At 36.1% G+C, this 16149-nt stretch carries 11 protein-coding genes; 8 read left to right on the top strand and 3 right to left on the bottom strand.

Going from position 1 to position 16149, the window contains the following annotated elements:
* Nucleotides 1-392: 392 nt before the first annotated feature.
* Nucleotides 393-1928, bottom strand: a complete 1536-nt coding sequence (locus WFK35_RS11630) for a peroxidase, FMP-type (RefSeq protein ID WP_336732755.1) — start codon at nucleotides 1926-1928, stop codon at nucleotides 393-395.
* 245 nt (nucleotides 1929-2173) lie between these two features.
* On the opposite strand from WFK35_RS11630, the gene WFK35_RS11625 reads away from it, so the two are divergent.
* From WFK35_RS11625 to WFK35_RS11600, 6 genes are all read left to right on the top strand, one after another.
* Nucleotides 2174-3052, top strand: coding sequence for a helix-turn-helix domain-containing protein (locus WFK35_RS11625; RefSeq protein ID WP_336732754.1), 879 nt, complete (start codon nucleotides 2174-2176; stop codon nucleotides 3050-3052).
* A 90-nt stretch (nucleotides 3053-3142) separates the two neighbouring features.
* Nucleotides 3143-4198 carry an alpha/beta hydrolase gene (locus WFK35_RS11620; RefSeq protein ID WP_336732753.1) on the top strand — a complete coding sequence of 352 codons (1056 nt, stop codon included), beginning with the start codon at nucleotides 3143-3145 and terminating at the stop codon, nucleotides 4196-4198.
* A 57-nt stretch (nucleotides 4199-4255) separates the two neighbouring features.
* Nucleotides 4256-4828 (top strand): sugar O-acetyltransferase, encoded by a 573-nt coding sequence (locus tag WFK35_RS11615; RefSeq protein ID WP_442892042.1) that lies wholly within the window; start codon nucleotides 4256-4258, stop codon nucleotides 4826-4828.
* 64 nt (nucleotides 4829-4892) lie between these two features.
* Nucleotides 4893-5294 carry a (R)-mandelonitrile lyase gene (locus WFK35_RS11610; RefSeq protein ID WP_336732751.1) on the top strand — a complete coding sequence of 134 codons (402 nt, stop codon included), beginning with the start codon at nucleotides 4893-4895 and terminating at the stop codon, nucleotides 5292-5294.
* A gap of 176 nt (nucleotides 5295-5470) precedes the next feature.
* On the top strand, nucleotides 5471-5647 hold the full coding sequence (locus tag WFK35_RS11605; protein WP_076394683.1) for a histone H1: 177 nt from the start codon (nucleotides 5471-5473) through the stop codon (nucleotides 5645-5647).
* Nucleotides 5648-5889: 242 nt separating this feature from the next.
* Nucleotides 5890-7455: a M20/M25/M40 family metallo-hydrolase gene (locus tag WFK35_RS11600; protein ID WP_336732750.1), complete on the top strand. Its 1566-nt coding sequence runs from the start codon at nucleotides 5890-5892 to the stop codon at nucleotides 7453-7455.
* 240 nt (nucleotides 7456-7695) lie between these two features.
* Here the strand turns inward: WFK35_RS11600 and WFK35_RS11595 are convergent, their stop codons facing one another.
* Together WFK35_RS11595 and WFK35_RS11590 are read right to left on the bottom strand one after the other, a co-directional pair.
* Complete coding sequence (locus WFK35_RS11595; RefSeq protein WP_336732749.1) at nucleotides 7696-8277, bottom strand: RDD family protein; 582 nt, start codon at nucleotides 8275-8277, stop codon at nucleotides 7696-7698.
* A gap of 171 nt (nucleotides 8278-8448) precedes the next feature.
* Nucleotides 8449-10572 (bottom strand): Tex family protein, encoded by a 2124-nt coding sequence (locus WFK35_RS11590; protein WP_336732748.1) that lies wholly within the window; start codon nucleotides 10570-10572, stop codon nucleotides 8449-8451.
* 604 nt (nucleotides 10573-11176) lie between these two features.
* Here WFK35_RS11590 and WFK35_RS11585 point away from each other — a divergent pair.
* Both WFK35_RS11585 and cas9 read left to right on the top strand, forming a co-directional pair.
* Nucleotides 11177-11854 (top strand): YceI family protein, encoded by a 678-nt coding sequence (locus WFK35_RS11585; RefSeq protein WP_185204795.1) that lies wholly within the window; start codon nucleotides 11177-11179, stop codon nucleotides 11852-11854.
* A 692-nt stretch (nucleotides 11855-12546) separates the two neighbouring features.
* Nucleotides 12547-16149: type II CRISPR RNA-guided endonuclease Cas9 (gene cas9 / locus WFK35_RS11580; protein WP_336732747.1), on the top strand; the 3603-nt coding region annotated here is incomplete at its 3' end.

Here is a 16149-nt window from a genome sequence, read left to right as displayed (position 1 = left end):
CTTTTTTAAACTCTTTATCTTAATATTCTGGTCTTTGCGATGGTTATAGCTGTTCAATTTTGATTTGAAAACTTTACATCGAACTTACTTAAGATAAAATCTTTTCTGGTTAAAGATTTTTTTTACTTATTGAAAGTTTGCAAGCTAAACAAAGGCACTTCGTTTATGTAAAAAAGACAAAAATGGTATTACTTTGATCAATTTTACGGCTTTGTATATCTTAAAAGCTGAATTCCTGATAATTGAATCTCTTTGTTTAACCTTGCGTTTAAGAAGACTTATCCAGAACTCAGGTTAAATTAATAATTGTTTAAATAGATATCGCATATATTAAGCAGCGACGGCACTTGTGCCGTCGCTGCTTTCTTTAAAACCATAGTATAAATATTTACTTACCCTTTATGATACGGACAGCCTGATGTCGCAGCCGGAGCATTTAAAGATATATTTTCCGGCGTTTTTGTTCCTTCAAAAAACTGTTCTTCTATAATTTTTCTCTGCTCTTCAGGAATGTCCTCCAGTTTTCGAAGCGTATTCACCTGAATATGCGGCCAGCTTGTCGTTCCGCCGTCATCTCCGAAATGGAATTCGAAAAGAATAATCTGCTCATACTGAAGCTGAAGAATCTCTCTTCCGTTTTCTACCACGGTTTCAATCCACATTCTGAAATTTACCTCTACGGTCGGAACAAAGCGGTTTACGAAAGGAACATTTAAGATCCCGCCTTGTGCGCCGGTTTTGTTTTTGGAAGACATCTGAAGAAAAACATAATTCTTAACTTCCTGTCCGCTGAGCGTATCTCTTAGTCTCAGATCCGGTCTTACGGAATAAGGATAAAGATCGTGTGCAAGAATTCTCTGCGTATAAATTTTATTTTCTCCCGGATCATTTTGGTCATTCAGCGTTTCGTGAACCCATGCCGGAGCGGGCTGATCCAGATTGATAGGGTGCGTTTCACTCGCTCCTGCTCCTCCCATCGTTGGCGAAACAGAAAGAAAATCATAATTCCACGCTTTGTCTCCTTCCGGAAACTGCGGCGCTCCCTGTATAAGATAATTGGATTGGGAGGGCACGATGTCGCCCAGTAAAGTGATCGTGCTTCCATGAGGAATCACTCCGCTTCGCGAAATAGAATAATCGGGAATAAAATAAGGTCCGCGATTACCGGCTCCCGGTTTCAGTTCTTTTGCCGGAATGATCTCATAATATTCCTGATCTTCCTTCAGTTCGCTCATCAGAATATACTGAGGATTTCCGTTTTCATCCTTCACCTGCACCAAAGGCTCGTTTCTGTATTCGCCTTTGTACCCGTAGTTTTTGTAATCCTCCTCATCAAAAGCATGAATTCCGCGGTCTCTTTCAATGGATTCCTTTGTGGCTGCATGATTGTAAACATCACTCAGCCAGAGATACATCCCGTTTTCTTCATGAATAGGCGTGTACAGCAAATCCGGATTATCTTTTTGGGTATTTACACTTTTAATGCTCTGCTCATACTTTACAGCACCGCAGAACAGCTCATTTGCACCGCCCCGGTTACGCACACCTCCCGGAACAAGAGAAAAAACCAGTTTTTCAATGTATTCTTCACATTCGAAGCTGAATTTTCCCGGAATTGTTCCTGAATTGGTTCCCGGCGAAGGCATAATCGTGGTATGAACGCCGCTTCCGTTCATTGTTCTGTCGATATTTTTATTGTAATCGGCGTTGTAGCTCACCCAGGTTCCTTCCAGTGCTTTTAAAATTCCGTAATCCACATTATCTGCGATCTGGTTCAGGTCTTTTTCTCTGAAAGGAATCAGTGGATCATCAATCGTAAGTTTAGAATAGCCCTTCATAAGATTCTCCAGAAATCCCTGAGAACTGCCTGCTGCAGTTCTTAGAAACAGGCTTTCCTGCTCAATACTTTCTTTTTGTCTTTTCAGCATGGTAATTTCGTTTTTATAATGGTTAGTATTTCTGATTCTGAAAATTATTTAAACTTCAAAATAGAGGTCTGAATCTTTTCGGAGTCATCAGTTTTATGCATCCAAAATTAATGAGTTTAAGAAACAAAAAACTCAGTAGTTTTACTTAATTGTGCAGGGTGAACAGAATATTCCGTACTTTAAAAATTCAACGATAAATTGTAAGTACATATTTTTCATTTGTTTGAATTTCTTAACTTTGAAGCATGAAAGACAAAGTAAAAAGAACCGTTTCGGATTTTAACAGTGAACTGAAATTAAAAGGATTCCGTGCTTTTCAGATAGAGCAGGATACCAATGAAACCCGTACTTACAGCCGTAAAGAATTCTACAAAATTTGTCTTACTACCGGTAAAAGCAAAATTCATTATTCAGATAAAACCTTTGAGCAGGAAGGAACCATTCTGTTTTTCGGAAACCCGCATATTCCGTATTCCTGGGAAACTATTTCTTCAACTTATGCAGGCTATACCATTCTTTTTTCTGAAGAGTTTTTTAAAAATTCCGAACGTTCAGAAAGTCTTCAGCAGTCTTCATTTTTTAAGATCGGAGGAACTCCTGTTTTAAAAATCACCGAAGAACAGAGAGATTTTCTCAACACCCTGTTTCAAAAAATGATTGCCGAGCAGGAAAGCGATTACCTTTACAAAGATGAACTGATCCGAAATTACATCAGTCTTATTATCCATGAATCTTTAAAGCTTGAACCTGCTGAAAATATGGATCAGAATCAAAATGCGGCATCCAGATTAACTTCCGTCTTTCTAGAATTGCTGGAAAGACAATTCCCGATTGAAACAACAGATCATCCGCTGCAGTTGAAATCTGCTCAGGAATTTGCGAAAAGCCTTAATGTTCACGTTAACTATCTTAACCGTTCTGTAAAGGAAATCACCGGGAAATCCACCACATCGCATATCACAGAAAGAATTCTTACCGAAGCAAAAGCTCTTTTGCAGCACACTGACTGGAATATTTCTGAAATTGCCTTTGCATTGGGGTTTGATTATCCTACTTATTTCAACAATTTTTTTAAAAAACAGACAGGAACCAATCCGAAAGCTTTCAGATCTGCTGAAGTTTGATTTTCTTAATTTTTGGTTTGATTATCATTACCTGCTGCACTAATGCGGTTTCTACTTTTGTACCATCAATTTTTAATTTAAAATGCGGATATGAAAATAGTAACAACTGCGGTGGTTTTGTCCTGTATGCTCATCGGGCAGACCTTTGCACAAAAGAATCAAACTAATCAGAAAAAAATGAATGCAACGGAACAAAAAGAACATTACACGTTCACACTGAGCGATAAAGTGGTAAGAAAGAAAGTCAGCTTTAAAAACCGTTACGGAATTGTACTTTCAGGAGATTATTATCTTCCTAAAAATAAAGAAAACGAAAAACTTCCTGCTTTGGCGATCAGCGGACCTTTCGGAGCCGTGAAAGAACAGTCTTCGGGGTTATACGCGAATCAGATGGCAGAAAAAGGGTTTGCGGTAATTGCATTTGATCCTTCTTATACTGGCGAAAGCGGAGGAGAACCGAGAAACATTGCTTCTTCGGACATCAACACGGAAGATTTCAGTGCGGCAGTAGATTTTCTGGGTTTACAGAAGAATGTTGACCGGGATAAAATCGGGATCATCGGAATCTGCGGTTTCGGAGGATTTGCGCTGAATGCAACTGCGATAGACAAAAGGGTAAAAGCGGTTGCCACGACAAGTATGTATGATATGCCCCGCGTTTCTTCAAAAGGATACTACGATAAAATGACTCAGGAAGAGCGGGATAAAATTTTAAAAGAAATGAGCCTGCAGCGATGGAAAGATGCTGAAAAAGGGAGTCCTGAATATGGAAACACTCCTAACCCAAATGTTCTGAAAGATGATGAACCACAGTTTGTAAAAGATTATTTTGATTATTATAAAACGCCGAGAGGATTTCACGAACGCTCTGTAAATTCAAATAAGGCATGGACGAAAACAAACGGTTTTTCTCTGATGAATATCCCGATTTTAGCCTATGTGAAGGAAATTTCTCCAAGACCGCTTCTATTGATTGCCGGAGAAAATGCCCACTCCAGATATTTTTCTGAAGATGTTTATAAAATGGCTGCAGAACCTAAGGAATTAATGATTATTCCTAATGCAGTTCATGTTGATCTGTACGATAAAACGGACATTATTCCTTTTGATAAACTCGAAAGTTTTTTCAGAACATATTTGAAATAATTGAACGATCCGTCGATGAAAAGGTGGATCTTATGTTTACCCCTAAAAATATCAGATTTGAATAGCAAAGAAAATATCTTCAGCAGATTACAGAATGGCGAAACGGTTTTGTCGGATGATCCTGAAATCCATCATTTGAGAGAAGCATTTTATGAAATCAAAGATAAGCTCAATCAGTTGAACAATTCTTCCGATCCGGATGAGATATCAGAATTGTTAAGTGAGATTACAGAACAGAAACTTGAAAATGTAACGGTTTTCACGCCGGTTTACATCAATTACGGAAAAGGGATTACCATCGGCAAAAATGTGTTCATCAATTTCGACTGTACTTTTCTGTCTTTAGGAGGAATCACAATAGAAGACGATGTACTGATCGGTCCGAAAGTCAGCCTTATCACAGAAAATCATCCTCTGGAACCTCAACACAGAAAAGGTCTTACGGGGAAATCTATCGTCATTAAAAATAATGCGTGGATCGGAGCCAACGTAACAATTCTGCCCGGCGTTACTGTTGGAGAAAATTCCGTAGTTGCAGCAGGAGCAGTCGTTTCCAAAGATGTTCCGGATTACACCGTGGTAGGAGGAATCCCTGCAAAAATTATTAAAAAGATTGATTCCGTACATTAAAAAAACAGCAGTAATCATTCTGGCTCTTATATTGTCAGGATGTCAATATCATAAAAAAGAAACAATGAATACAGCAGATCTATTTAAAAAAGGAGAGCCGCTTCCGGCAGAATGGTTTACCGGAAAAGCTTTTCTTACTCCCTTAGTTTCAAGAGATAAAAACAATAATTTTTCCGCAGGAAGTGTTACTTTCGAACCTGAAGCCAGAACAAACTGGCATACACATCCCAAAGGACAGGTTTTACTGGTTATTGACGGAGAAGGTCTTTATCAGGAAAAAGGAAAAACCGCTCAGGTTATTAAGAAAGGAGACGTAATTAATATTCCTGAAAACACAGAACACTGGCATGGAGCAGGTTCCAAAACTTCCATGACGCATATTGCGATCACCAATTATGAAGGTGATGAGCAGGTTACGTGGCTGAAAGCGGCGACAGATGAAGAATATTCAGGCGACATTCAGTAGGAATTTTTAAATGCAGCAGAATTGTTTTTCGATTCCTCCGGATCGGCTTGTTTTACGGCAATCTGAAGCATTTTGCCGGAAAATTGAAATTATTTGTGAATTCTTGGAAATTTTTTCTTCACTATTAGGCTGGAATCACCATAAAAGCTATATTTGCAGCCTAAATTTTAAAAATAATGAAAGAACTAATTGAAAAAATCAACGCAGAATTTGAAGCTTTCACAACTGAAGCAAACCAACAAGCAGAAAAAGGAAACAAAGCAGCTGGAACAAGAGCTCGTAAAGCAGCTTTGGAACTAAGCAAGCTTTTCAAGGAATTCAGAAAAGTTTCTGTTGAAGAATCAAAAAAATAGTTGTTCCCAAAACCGGCTTTTCAGTCGGTTTTTTTATTTGAATTTTTACAAAGAAATTTAGTTTTTTAAATCATCACTCTTATGTAGTCTTGATTTGTGGATTGTAAATCAAAAGCGAATCTCATTCACCCTTGACTTTTTCACCATTCACTGTTCACCAGCAACCATTCACCATTACCAAACCCTTTCTGCGTTTTCCCATTTCCGCGAATCTCTTTATCTTTAGGGCTACAATGATTAATATGAAGATAAACAGATTTCTTGCATTGCCTGTTATGATGGCGATGACACAATTTTCTTTGGCTCAGAATGCCGTTCCTCAGGAAAAACTTAATCCCGTTGTTCAGAATTTCGTGAACGAGGTAAACAATAATTCCCAGCTTGAAAAAATGGCGTATGAACTTTTGGACGGAATCGGTCCGCGTCTGATCGGAACTCCGGAAATGTTTGCCGCCAATGAATGGACAGCAAATAAACTGAAATCATGGGATATCGAAGCCAATCTGCAACAGTTTGGAACATGGAAAGGATGGCAAAGAGGAATTACCCATGTGGACATGACGTTTCCGCGCATGAAAAGTTTATCGGCAACCCAGTTAGCATGGAGTCCGGCAACGAAAAAAGCAGTGGAAGCAGAAGTTGTTATTCTTCCGAAAGTTTCTTCCAAAGCTGAATTTGATCGATGGATTTCTTCTGTGAAAGGAAAGGTTGTTTTGATCGCACAATACCAGAAAATCGGTCGTTCAGACGATCAGATTAAAGAATTTGCAATGCCTGAACTGTATGAAAAGCTTAAGAAAGAAAAAGAACAGGCTTCAAAAGAGTATCAGAATTATATAAAAAGCATAGGCTATAACAATGAAACACTTCCCGAAGCTCTGGAAAGAGCAGGAGCAGCAGGAATTGCGATTTCCAACTGGACAGGAATTATGGGAGCCAACAGAATTTTTGAAGCAAAAACGAAGAATATTCCCATGTTTGATATTGAACTGGAAGATTACGGAATGTTGTACAGAATGGCGGAAAACGGCACAAAACCAAAGATTAGGATGGAAATGAAGTCAAAAATCCTTTCTGAAGCTAAATCATTCAACACCATTGGAGTGATTAAAGGAAAAGAAAAACCTGATGAATACGTTATTCTTTCTGCGCATCTGGATTCATGGGACGGCGCACAAGGCGCTACAGACAATGGAACGGGAGTTTTAACCATGCTTGAAGCGATGAGAATTCTTAAGAAATATTATCCTGATAACAAAAGGACGATTATTGTAGGACTTTGGGGAAGTGAAGAGCAGGGACTGAACGGATCGAGAAGTTTTGTAGCGGATCATCCGGAGATTGTAAAGGGAGTTCAGGCAGTTTTCAATCAGGACAACGGAACGGGTAGAGTAGTGAACATCAGCGGACAGGGTTTTGTACATGCTTACGATTATCTTGGAAAATGGCTGAACGCGGTTCCTAAAAATATTAAAAGCCAGATTAAAACAGATTTTCCGGGAACTCCGGGGGGAGGAGGTTCCGATCATGCTTCTTTCGTGGCAGCGGGAGTTCCGTCATTCGGACTGGGTTCTTTAAACTGGGGTTATTTTGGCTACACATGGCATACGACAAAAGATACGTACGACAAAATTATCTTTGATGAGGTGAAAAGCAATGTGATTCTAACGGCAACTTTAGCGTATATGGCTTCAGAAGACCCCGAATTTTCGAACCGGGAAAAAAGAGCAATGCCTCTGGATGATAAAGGACAGATTACTAAATGGCCGGAAGTGAGAAAAGCGGTAAGGGATTTTAAGGATTATTAATAAAGTTTAAGTAAAAGTTAGAAAACTCTATAGAGTTTTATCTGTGTAGAAAACATATTCGCAAGGCATTCAGCGTTCCGTGGGAACGCTATCTTTAAAAAATTCATTGAGAATTACAGATATCAATCCTACGGATTGATTGATAGACTTATTCTTATTTCTACATAGATTCTGCTCCTAAAGGAGCAAAACTTTTTTACTTTAAACTTTTATAATAAAAAAAGCGACTCAATTGATGAGTCACTTTTTATTTAGAGAAAACCGGTTATGAAGAAGCTTCCTGATCTCTTCCATTTTTATTTCTTTTACAATGTAGGTTTTACAGATCTCGTTGTTGAAATGCATATGAAAATCCATCCGCATGGATTTGTTTGATGATTCATTTTCGGGCTGTTCATAATTAATCCAAAAAAAGAAAAGATTTGCCAGACAAAGCAAATTTCTTGCAAATGATTTTAGAATATTGGGATAGTTACCGTAATCATCAATCACTTTTATTTTAAAAATCTTTTTGCCAAGAGTACACCCGAAAAAATGTTCTGTTACTGATCCTAAAACAATTGCACACGGAATTGAAAGAATCACAGCGACAATAAGGGGTTTATGCAATATGAAAACAAAAAGCAGGGTAAAAGGAACCATATCTATAATTTTGGAACACAATCTGTCCCTGCGGTTCTTTTCATAGGTCGTATCATAAGGGATTTCATATTCAAAAAATTCATAGATACGTCTTCCTTCCGAATCAAAATCTCGGGTTGCCCTGCGTGTTGTTTTATTTTCTTTAAGCTCTGAAATTTTCATCTTACCATGTGTTTCCATTTAAACCTTTTGTGTTATGCTGAACAGAATTTTATTAGTAATGATAAAGCCAAAATCATTTAAAATTCAGTTATTTTAGATTTTTCGACTCCACTTCGTTTCGCTCAAAATGACAATTTCGTAAACAAAATAACTACCTAAACAGACTTGAATTCAAAACCTTAATCATTCTTACAAAACCATACTCAGCTGAATTCTTTTTCTCGCTTCATCAATTTCCGTTACTCTTACCTGAACGTGCTGATGCAGTTTTACCACTTCGTTCACATCGGAAACAAAGCCGTCTTTTAACTGGGAAATATGAACCAATCCGCTTTCTTTGATTCCCAGATCTACGAAGCATCCAAAAGCAGTGATATTATTGACGATTCCGGGCAGGATCATTCCTGTTTTTAAATCTTTGATGCTTTTTACATTCGGATCAAATTCAAAAACTTTAGCCGCTTTTCTTGGATCCAGTCCCGGTTTTTCCAGCTCTTGTAAAATGTCTTTAATTCCTAAAATTCCGATGTCTCCGGTGATGTAGTTTTCGGGTTTTACCAGTGCGATCTTTTCTTTATTAGCGATCAGTTCGTTGGTTTTTATGCCTAAATCTTTTGCCATTTTTTCAACAATTCCGTAAGCTTCGGGATGTACGGCAGAATTATCCAGCGGATTTTTGGCGTTGTGGATTCTTACAAATGCGGCTGCCTGCTGAAAAGCTTTTTCTCCCAGTCTCGGAACTTTTTTAAGCTGTTTTCTGTCCTCAAAAGCTCCGTTTTCAGTACGGTAGTTTACAATGTTTTCTGCCATTTTCTCGCCGATTCCTGAAACATAGCTTAATAAAGATTTACTCGCTGTATTCAGATTGATTCCTACAGAATTCACACATTTCATCACCGTAGAATCCAGTTCATTTTTTAACTGAGTCTGATCCACATCATGCTGATATTGTCCGACTCCGATGGATTTCGGATCTATTTTTACCAGTTCTGCCAACGGATCCGCCAGCCTTCTTCCGATGGAGACCGATCCGCGAACCGTCACATCATAGCTTGGAAATTCTTCACGCGCAATTTTACTTGCAGAGTACACCGAAGCTCCGGCTTCCGAAACAACGAAAACTTGTAAAGGTTTGTCGAATGCAATTTTCTTGATGAAAAACTCGGTTTCGCGGCTTGCGGTTCCGTTTCCGATGGAAATGGCTTCAATGTTATAGGCATTCACCATGGAACGGATTTTTTTCATTGCCATTCCGCTTTCGTTTTGCGGAGCGTGCGGATAAATGGTCTCGTTGTGGAGCAGATCGCCTTTTTCGTCCAGACAGACTACTTTACAGCCGCTTCTGTAACCCGGATCAATTGCCAGAATTCGTTTTTCTCCCAAAGGCGGCGCAAGAAGAAGCTGTGTAAGGTTTTCAGAGAAAATCTCAATGGCTTTTTTATCGGCTTTTTCTTTGGCTTCCTGTAAGGTTTCATTGGAAATTGCGGGTTCCAGTAATCTTTTGTAGCTGTCTTTAATCGCCAGTGAAATCTGTTCCGATGCTTCGTTGCTGGATTTGATGATGGCTTTTTCAATAAATTCGATGGCTTCCTCTTTATCGATTCCGACATTGGTTTTCACAAAACCTTCAGATTCGGCTCTTAACATGGCTAAAAGGCGATGAGAAGGTGTTCTGTTCAGGTTTTCCTCCCATTCGAAATACTGAGAGAATTTCTGTGCGTCTTCTTCATCTTTTTTGGCTTTCACCACTTTTGAAGTAACCACCGCTTTTCGCTGAAACAGGCGGCGGAGATTTTTTCTCACATACATATTTTCGTTGATCCATTCTGCCATGATGTCTCTTGCGCCCTGCAAAGCTTCTTCTTCGGACGCAACCTGATCGTTCAGATATTTTGAAGCCAAAAACTGCAGATCGTGAACTTTCTGGCTCATAATGATTTTTGCTAAAGGTTCCAGCCCTTTTTCTTTCGCGGCATCGGCTTTGGTTTTCTTTCTTTTTTTGAACGGCAGATAAAGATCTTCAATTTCCTGAATATCAAAACTTTCTTCAATTCTCTGTTTCAGTTCCGGCGTTAAAGCATTTTGTTCTTCAATCGATTTTAAGATGGATTCTTTTCTTTTTACAATTTCTTCAAACTGTTTACTGAGTTTTGAAATCTGTTCAATCTGTGTTTCGTCAAGGTTTCCGGTTTTATCTTTTCGGTAACGGGAAATGAAAGGGATGGTGCAGTCTTCCGCCAGTAGTTCTAAAGTGGCATTGATGCTTTTTTCGGATATGTTGAGGGATTGCTGTATGTATTGTGTTGTGTTCATTTTAAAATTTAAAGGGCTAAAATAATCAAAATGTATATTGCAAACCTATTTTAAATATAACTACATTAACTACAAATGCTTTACTCTTTTATTTAAATTTAACAAAGACCAAGAAAGACATTGTCTGTTTAAGATTTGAAGTTTGCGATGATTAAAATTAAAATAAAGAAAAAATTGATTGTAATAATACAGAATAAGATGAATATGCTTTGCTTGAAGATAAACTTTAAACTTTTTTATCACAAAAGATGCAAAAGATTTAAACACTTTAGTTGTTTAAGTTTAATACCTAAATTAAAAAAGGGCACGTAAGTTAAAAAATCAAAGATTTTTTCTCTTTGCTGACTTTAGAAATACTTTACATAAATCCAATAAAGTCTTTCACCTATTTTTCGATTAAATTTATAATTAGCCTAAACAAACTTGATACAAAGATTTTAATTGTATCATGTGTATTTAATAATTCTTATTTTAGCGGAAAGGTATTAACGGAAACCCTGAAATTTTATTTCTTGATGTATGATAAGATAAAAGTGTGGGATGTTTTCTATTTTTGGCTCCGGAATTTAGAGATTACGAATCAACTTTAAACAATTTAAATAATATGAAAAAACTAAGTGTTATTGCATTGGTTGCAGTAGGATTGCTTGCAGCGTCTTGTAACAAAGAAAAATCGGCTGAAAATGCAGCGACTTCTACTGAGCAGAAAGTAGCAGAAAGCAAAGGAGAAGTTTTGCCTGTAGATACAGTAGGTTCTGTGGTAAACTGGAAAGCATTCCACAAAGGAGGAATGGCTCCGCGTTGGGGAACTTTAATGGTAAAATCGGGAGATTTGAGTATTGAAAACGGTGGCGTAACGGCAGGAAACTTTGTGATCGACATGAACTCTATTAAAGTAGATCCGGCTTCTGTAACGGAAAAAGATAAAAAACCGGCAGACCTTGAAGCACACCTTAAAAACCCTGATTTCTTTGATACAGCAAAAAATCCAACGGCAGATTTCAAAATTACAAGTGTAGCCGATCTTAAGGAAGCTCCAAAAGATGCAGTGGCAGGAGCTAACAAAACGGTAAGCGGAAACCTTACGTTATCCGGAAAAACAATGAATGTAACGTTCCCTGCAAAAGTGGATGTAACGGAAAATTCAGCGGCAATCCAGGCTAAATTCACGGTGAACAGAGCAGACTGGGGAATTAAATTCGGAACTTCCGAAGCCGATCCTGCAGAATGGATGATCAGCAAAGACATCGAAATCGCTGTAGACGTAAAAGCTAAAAAATAATATTGTTAGATATTTCAGACTTGTAAAGCTGCCTTTTTTTGAGGCGGCTTTTTTTATAATATAGTTTATTTTATAACTGTTGCTTTTTTATAATTTCCGATTCAATAGCCTTATGTTGTATGTATTTAATTTTTTTATATATTTGTAATTCCAATGATTCAATAACTTACTTCATTAGGCTGATTGAATCGGTTGTGACTTGCTTTTAAATTATTAAGAATGATAACCTCCATAATTTGGAGATGGATAAAACGAAAAATCCCTCGATGTTGGCGCATCAAAGGATTGTAACTTAGAATTAAATGTTTAATTTTTTAATTTATTGAAATGGAATTAAAAAACCTTATTTGCTTTCGTTCATTTAGACATTGGCGAAGCAAAAAGATAGTTCATCTATCTAAGCCTTTCTGTTTTTATTGCAAAAAGCGTAAATAAAAACATTTCAATTGGGCAGTTTTTTTAGCTGCCTAATTGTTTTGCAAATATACTAAAATTGTACGATTTGTTATAAAATAAAGAAGGCGAGTTACCCCGCCTTAAATGTTTTCACAACGGAATAATCCTTATTGTGAATTGCTTTCAAAATTATTGGTACAAATATAAAAGAAAATTTCTTTGAATGGTTTACGGAAAACCTCATTTTTAATATTTTTTTTCTTACTATTTTTATTTACTTCAAAAAACTGATACTTATGATTAAAAATATACTCGGACTGGACTTAGGAGTTTCATCAATTGGCTGGGCTTACGTTCAGGAGGATTCTGAAAATTTAGAAAATAATAAAATCATCAAATTAGGGGTTCGTGTAAATCCATTAACTGTTGATGAACAATTAAATTTTGAAAAAGGAAAACCAATTACAACTAATGCGGGAAGAACTTTAGCCAGAAGTGCAAGAAGGAATCTTCAGAGATTTAAGTTAAGAAGAGCCAATCTTATTTATGTTTTAAAGAAAAATAATATTCTTAAAGAATCTGACTTACTTGCCGAAGTTGGTGAAAATTCAACATTCCAAACTCATGAATTAAGAGCAAAAGCAGCAAAAGAAAAAATAGAACTTTCAGAATTTGCCAGAGTTTTGCTTCTTATCAATAAAAAAAGAGGGTATAAAAGCAGCCGCAAAGCTAAAAATGAAGATGAAGGGCAGATTATAGACGGAATGGCTGTTGCCAAAAAACTGTATGAAGAGAATATAACACCCGGAGAATATTCATATCAACTTCTACAGCAGGGGAAAAAACAGTTGCCAGATTTTTATCGTTCAGATTTACAGGCTGAATTTGATAAAGTATGGGATTTTCAGAAACAATATTATTCAGAAATTTTAAACGATGACCTTTATAAAGAATTACAAGGCAAAAATAAAAATGCAACTTGGGCAATTCTGAAAGAACCATTTTCTCTCGTTGGAATCAAGCAAACCGGAACAATGCAGGAAAAGAAAGTTGAAAAATACTTTTGGAGAAGCGAAGCGGTAAAAAAGCAATTGGATTTTGAAAGTCTGGCTGTTGTATTTCAGGAAATTAACAGCAATCTGAATAATTCTAGCGGTTATTTAGGGGCGATTAGTGATCGAAGTAAAGAGCTTTATTTTCATAATCAAACAGTTGGAGAGTATTTATTTCAGCAGTTGAAAGAAAACCCTCATACAAAACTTAAAAATCAGGTTTTCTACAGACAGGATTACTTAGATGAATTTGAGAAGATATGGGAAACTCAATCAAAATATTATAAAGAACTAACGAAAGAATTAAAGCAGGAGATTCGGGATATTATCATTTTCTATCAAAGGAAGCTCAAATCACAGAAAGGTTTAATCAGTATCTGTGAGTTTGAAAACAGGGAAATTGAAGTAACAGAAAATGGAAAAACAAAAAAGAAAACAGTTGGGCTAAAAGTGGCACCGAAATCGTCTCCCATGTTTCAGGAATTTAAAATCTGGCAGGTTCTGAATAATTTACAATTTCAAAATTTAGGTACAAAGGAAATATTCCCAGTAGATTTAGATTTCAAGCAATCTATTTTTGATGAGGTGAATATCAAAGGAAAGCTTTCTGCAAAAGATGTTTTAGATCTTGTTGGATATTCAGGAAAAGAATGGAAAACTAATTTCAAAGATATTGAAGGAAATTATACTAATGAAAACTTATATACTGCTTTTCTAAAGATTATTGCCAGTGAAGGAATAGAATTCCCAAAAGAATTTAAATTGACCATTGATGACGAAATTAAAGTTTCTAAAGTAAATGCTTCTGCAGAAATTATAAAATTATTTGTCAGAGAAAAGTTTTCAGGATTAGGAATTGATACATCTATTTTGGATTTTAATCCGGAGTTGGAAGGAAATGATTTTGAAAAACAGGCTTCTTATCAGCTGTGGCATTTATTATATTCCTATGAAGGCGATGATTCTCCTTCCGGAAACGAAAAATTGTATGAATTATTGGAGAGGAAATTTGGTTTCAAAAAAGAACATTCCAAAATATTAGCTGAAATTAGTTTTTCTCAGGATTATGGAAGTTTGAGCTCTAAGGCAATGCGAAAGATTTATCCTTACATTAAAGAACATAAATACAGCGTAGCATGTAATTATGCAGGTTACAATCATTCTAAAAATTCTTTGACCAAAGAGCAATTGGAGAACCGGATTTTGAAAGAACAATTAGATATTCTTCCTAAAAATTCTTTACGAAATCCAGTCGTTGAAAAGATTTTGAATCAAATGATCAATCTGGTCAATGAAATAATCAAAGAATACGGAAAACCAGATGAAGTAAGAATTGAATTGGCGCGAGAACTCAAACTTAATGCGGAAGAACGCGCTACGATGACTTCTGAAATTAACAAAGCGACTATACAGCATCAGAAATATGCAGAAGTTTTGCAAAGAGAATTTGGCATAAAAAGTCCTTCAAGAAATGATATTATTCGCTATAAATTATACTTGGAACTGGCAAATAACGGCTTTAAAGATCTGTATACAGATGTAAAAATTGAAAGAGAAAATTTATTTACAGATAAATACGATATTGACCACATCATTCCTCAATCTCGATTTTTTGATGACAGTTTTTCCAATAAAGTTTTAGTTCCGAGAAGTGCTAATCTTAAAAAAGGAAATTTTACGGCTTTCGACTATCTTGAGAATGAAGGAAAGGAAAAATTAGAGAAATTTCTTAATGTCATAAAAGATCTTTATGATAAAAGTATTATAACCAAAGCGAAATATGAAAAGCTACAGAAAAAAGGTTCTGAAATAGGAGAGGGATTCATTGAAAGAGATTTAAGAAATACACAATATATCGCTAAAAAAGCAAAAGAAATTCTTTTCGGAATTACTAATTCTGTGGTTTCCACTTCGGGAAGAATTACCGATAAACTTCGGGAAGACTGGAATCTTGTCAACACAATGAAAGAACTTAATATCGAAAAGTACAGAAAATTAGGTTTAACGGAATTAATTGCAAATTCCAAAGGAGAGGAAAAAGAAAGAATCATTGATTGGACGAAGAGAAATGACCATCGCCATCACGCAATGGATGCTTTAACGGTTGCTTTTACCACCCACAGTCACATCCAATATCTGAATTATTTGAATGCAAGAAAAAATGAAGCTCATAAAGAACATAAAATAATTACAAATATTGAAAATAGCATTACAGAAATTGTAGAAAAGAAAAACGGATCAAAAGAAAGAAGATTCAAATTACCGATTAAAAATTTCCGTAGTGAAGCGAAAAAACAATTGGAAGAAGTTTTGATTTCTCATAAAGCTAAAAATAAAGTAGTTACCAAAAATATCAATAAAATTAAGAAAAAGGGAAGTATAATTGCAAAAACAGAACTAACCCCGAGAGGACAGCTTCATAAAGAAACAATTTACGGAAGTTCGAAATTTCTTAAAACAAAAGAAGAAAAAATATCTGGAAAATTTGATCTCGAAACTATTCAGAAAGTTCAAAATGAAAAATACAAAAATGCTCTGCTAAAAAGATTACAGGAGTTTGGCGGAGATTCTAAAAAAGCATTCACTGGGAAAAATATTATTTCTAAAAATCCAATATTTCTTAATGCTGAAAAAACGGAGCAATTACCTGAAACCGTAACTTTAGCTTGGTATGAAAAAGGTTATACCATCAGAAAAGTTGTTAATCCGGATAATTTTAAAGATTTTAAAAATATTGAAAAAGTTATTGATAAAGGAGTTCGCGATATTCTAACTGAAAGATTAAAAGAATTTAACGGAAACTCTAAAGAAGCCTTTTCAGATTTGGAAAAGAATCCGATCTGGATT

Origin of the sequence: Chryseobacterium sp. VD8 (assembly GCF_037149975.1) — a bacterium.
Taxonomy (GTDB): Bacteria; Bacteroidota; Bacteroidia; order Flavobacteriales; family Weeksellaceae; genus Chryseobacterium; species Chryseobacterium indicum.
Note: the sequence above shows the minus strand (reverse complement) of the source record. Positions and strands in the feature narration are given on the sequence as shown.

Bases quoted from the DNA above. Each gene is read 5' to 3' on its own strand.
- WFK35_RS11620 (WP_336732753.1), top strand. From the start codon at position 3,143: ATGAAAATAGTAACAACTGCGGTGGTTTTGTCCTGTATGCTCATCGGG.
- WFK35_RS11630 (WP_336732755.1), bottom strand. From the start codon at position 1,928: ATGCTGAAAAGACAAAAAGAAAGTATTGAGCAGGAAAGCCTGTTTCTA.
- WFK35_RS11590 (WP_336732748.1), bottom strand. From the start codon at position 10,572: ATGAACACAACACAATACATACAGCAATCCCTCAACATATCCGAAAAA.
- WFK35_RS11605 (WP_076394683.1), top strand. From the start codon at position 5,471: ATGAAAGAACTAATTGAAAAAATCAACGCAGAATTTGAAGCTTTCACA.
- WFK35_RS11625 (WP_336732754.1), top strand. From the start codon at position 2,174: ATGAAAGACAAAGTAAAAAGAACCGTTTCGGATTTTAACAGTGAACTG.
- WFK35_RS11600 (WP_336732750.1), top strand. From the start codon at position 5,890: ATGAAGATAAACAGATTTCTTGCATTGCCTGTTATGATGGCGATGACA.
- WFK35_RS11595 (WP_336732749.1), bottom strand. From the start codon at position 8,277: ATGGAAACACATGGTAAGATGAAAATTTCAGAGCTTAAAGAAAATAAA.
- WFK35_RS11610 (WP_336732751.1), top strand. From the start codon at position 4,893: ATGAATACAGCAGATCTATTTAAAAAAGGAGAGCCGCTTCCGGCAGAA.
- WFK35_RS11585 (WP_185204795.1), top strand. From the start codon at position 11,177: ATGAAAAAACTAAGTGTTATTGCATTGGTTGCAGTAGGATTGCTTGCA.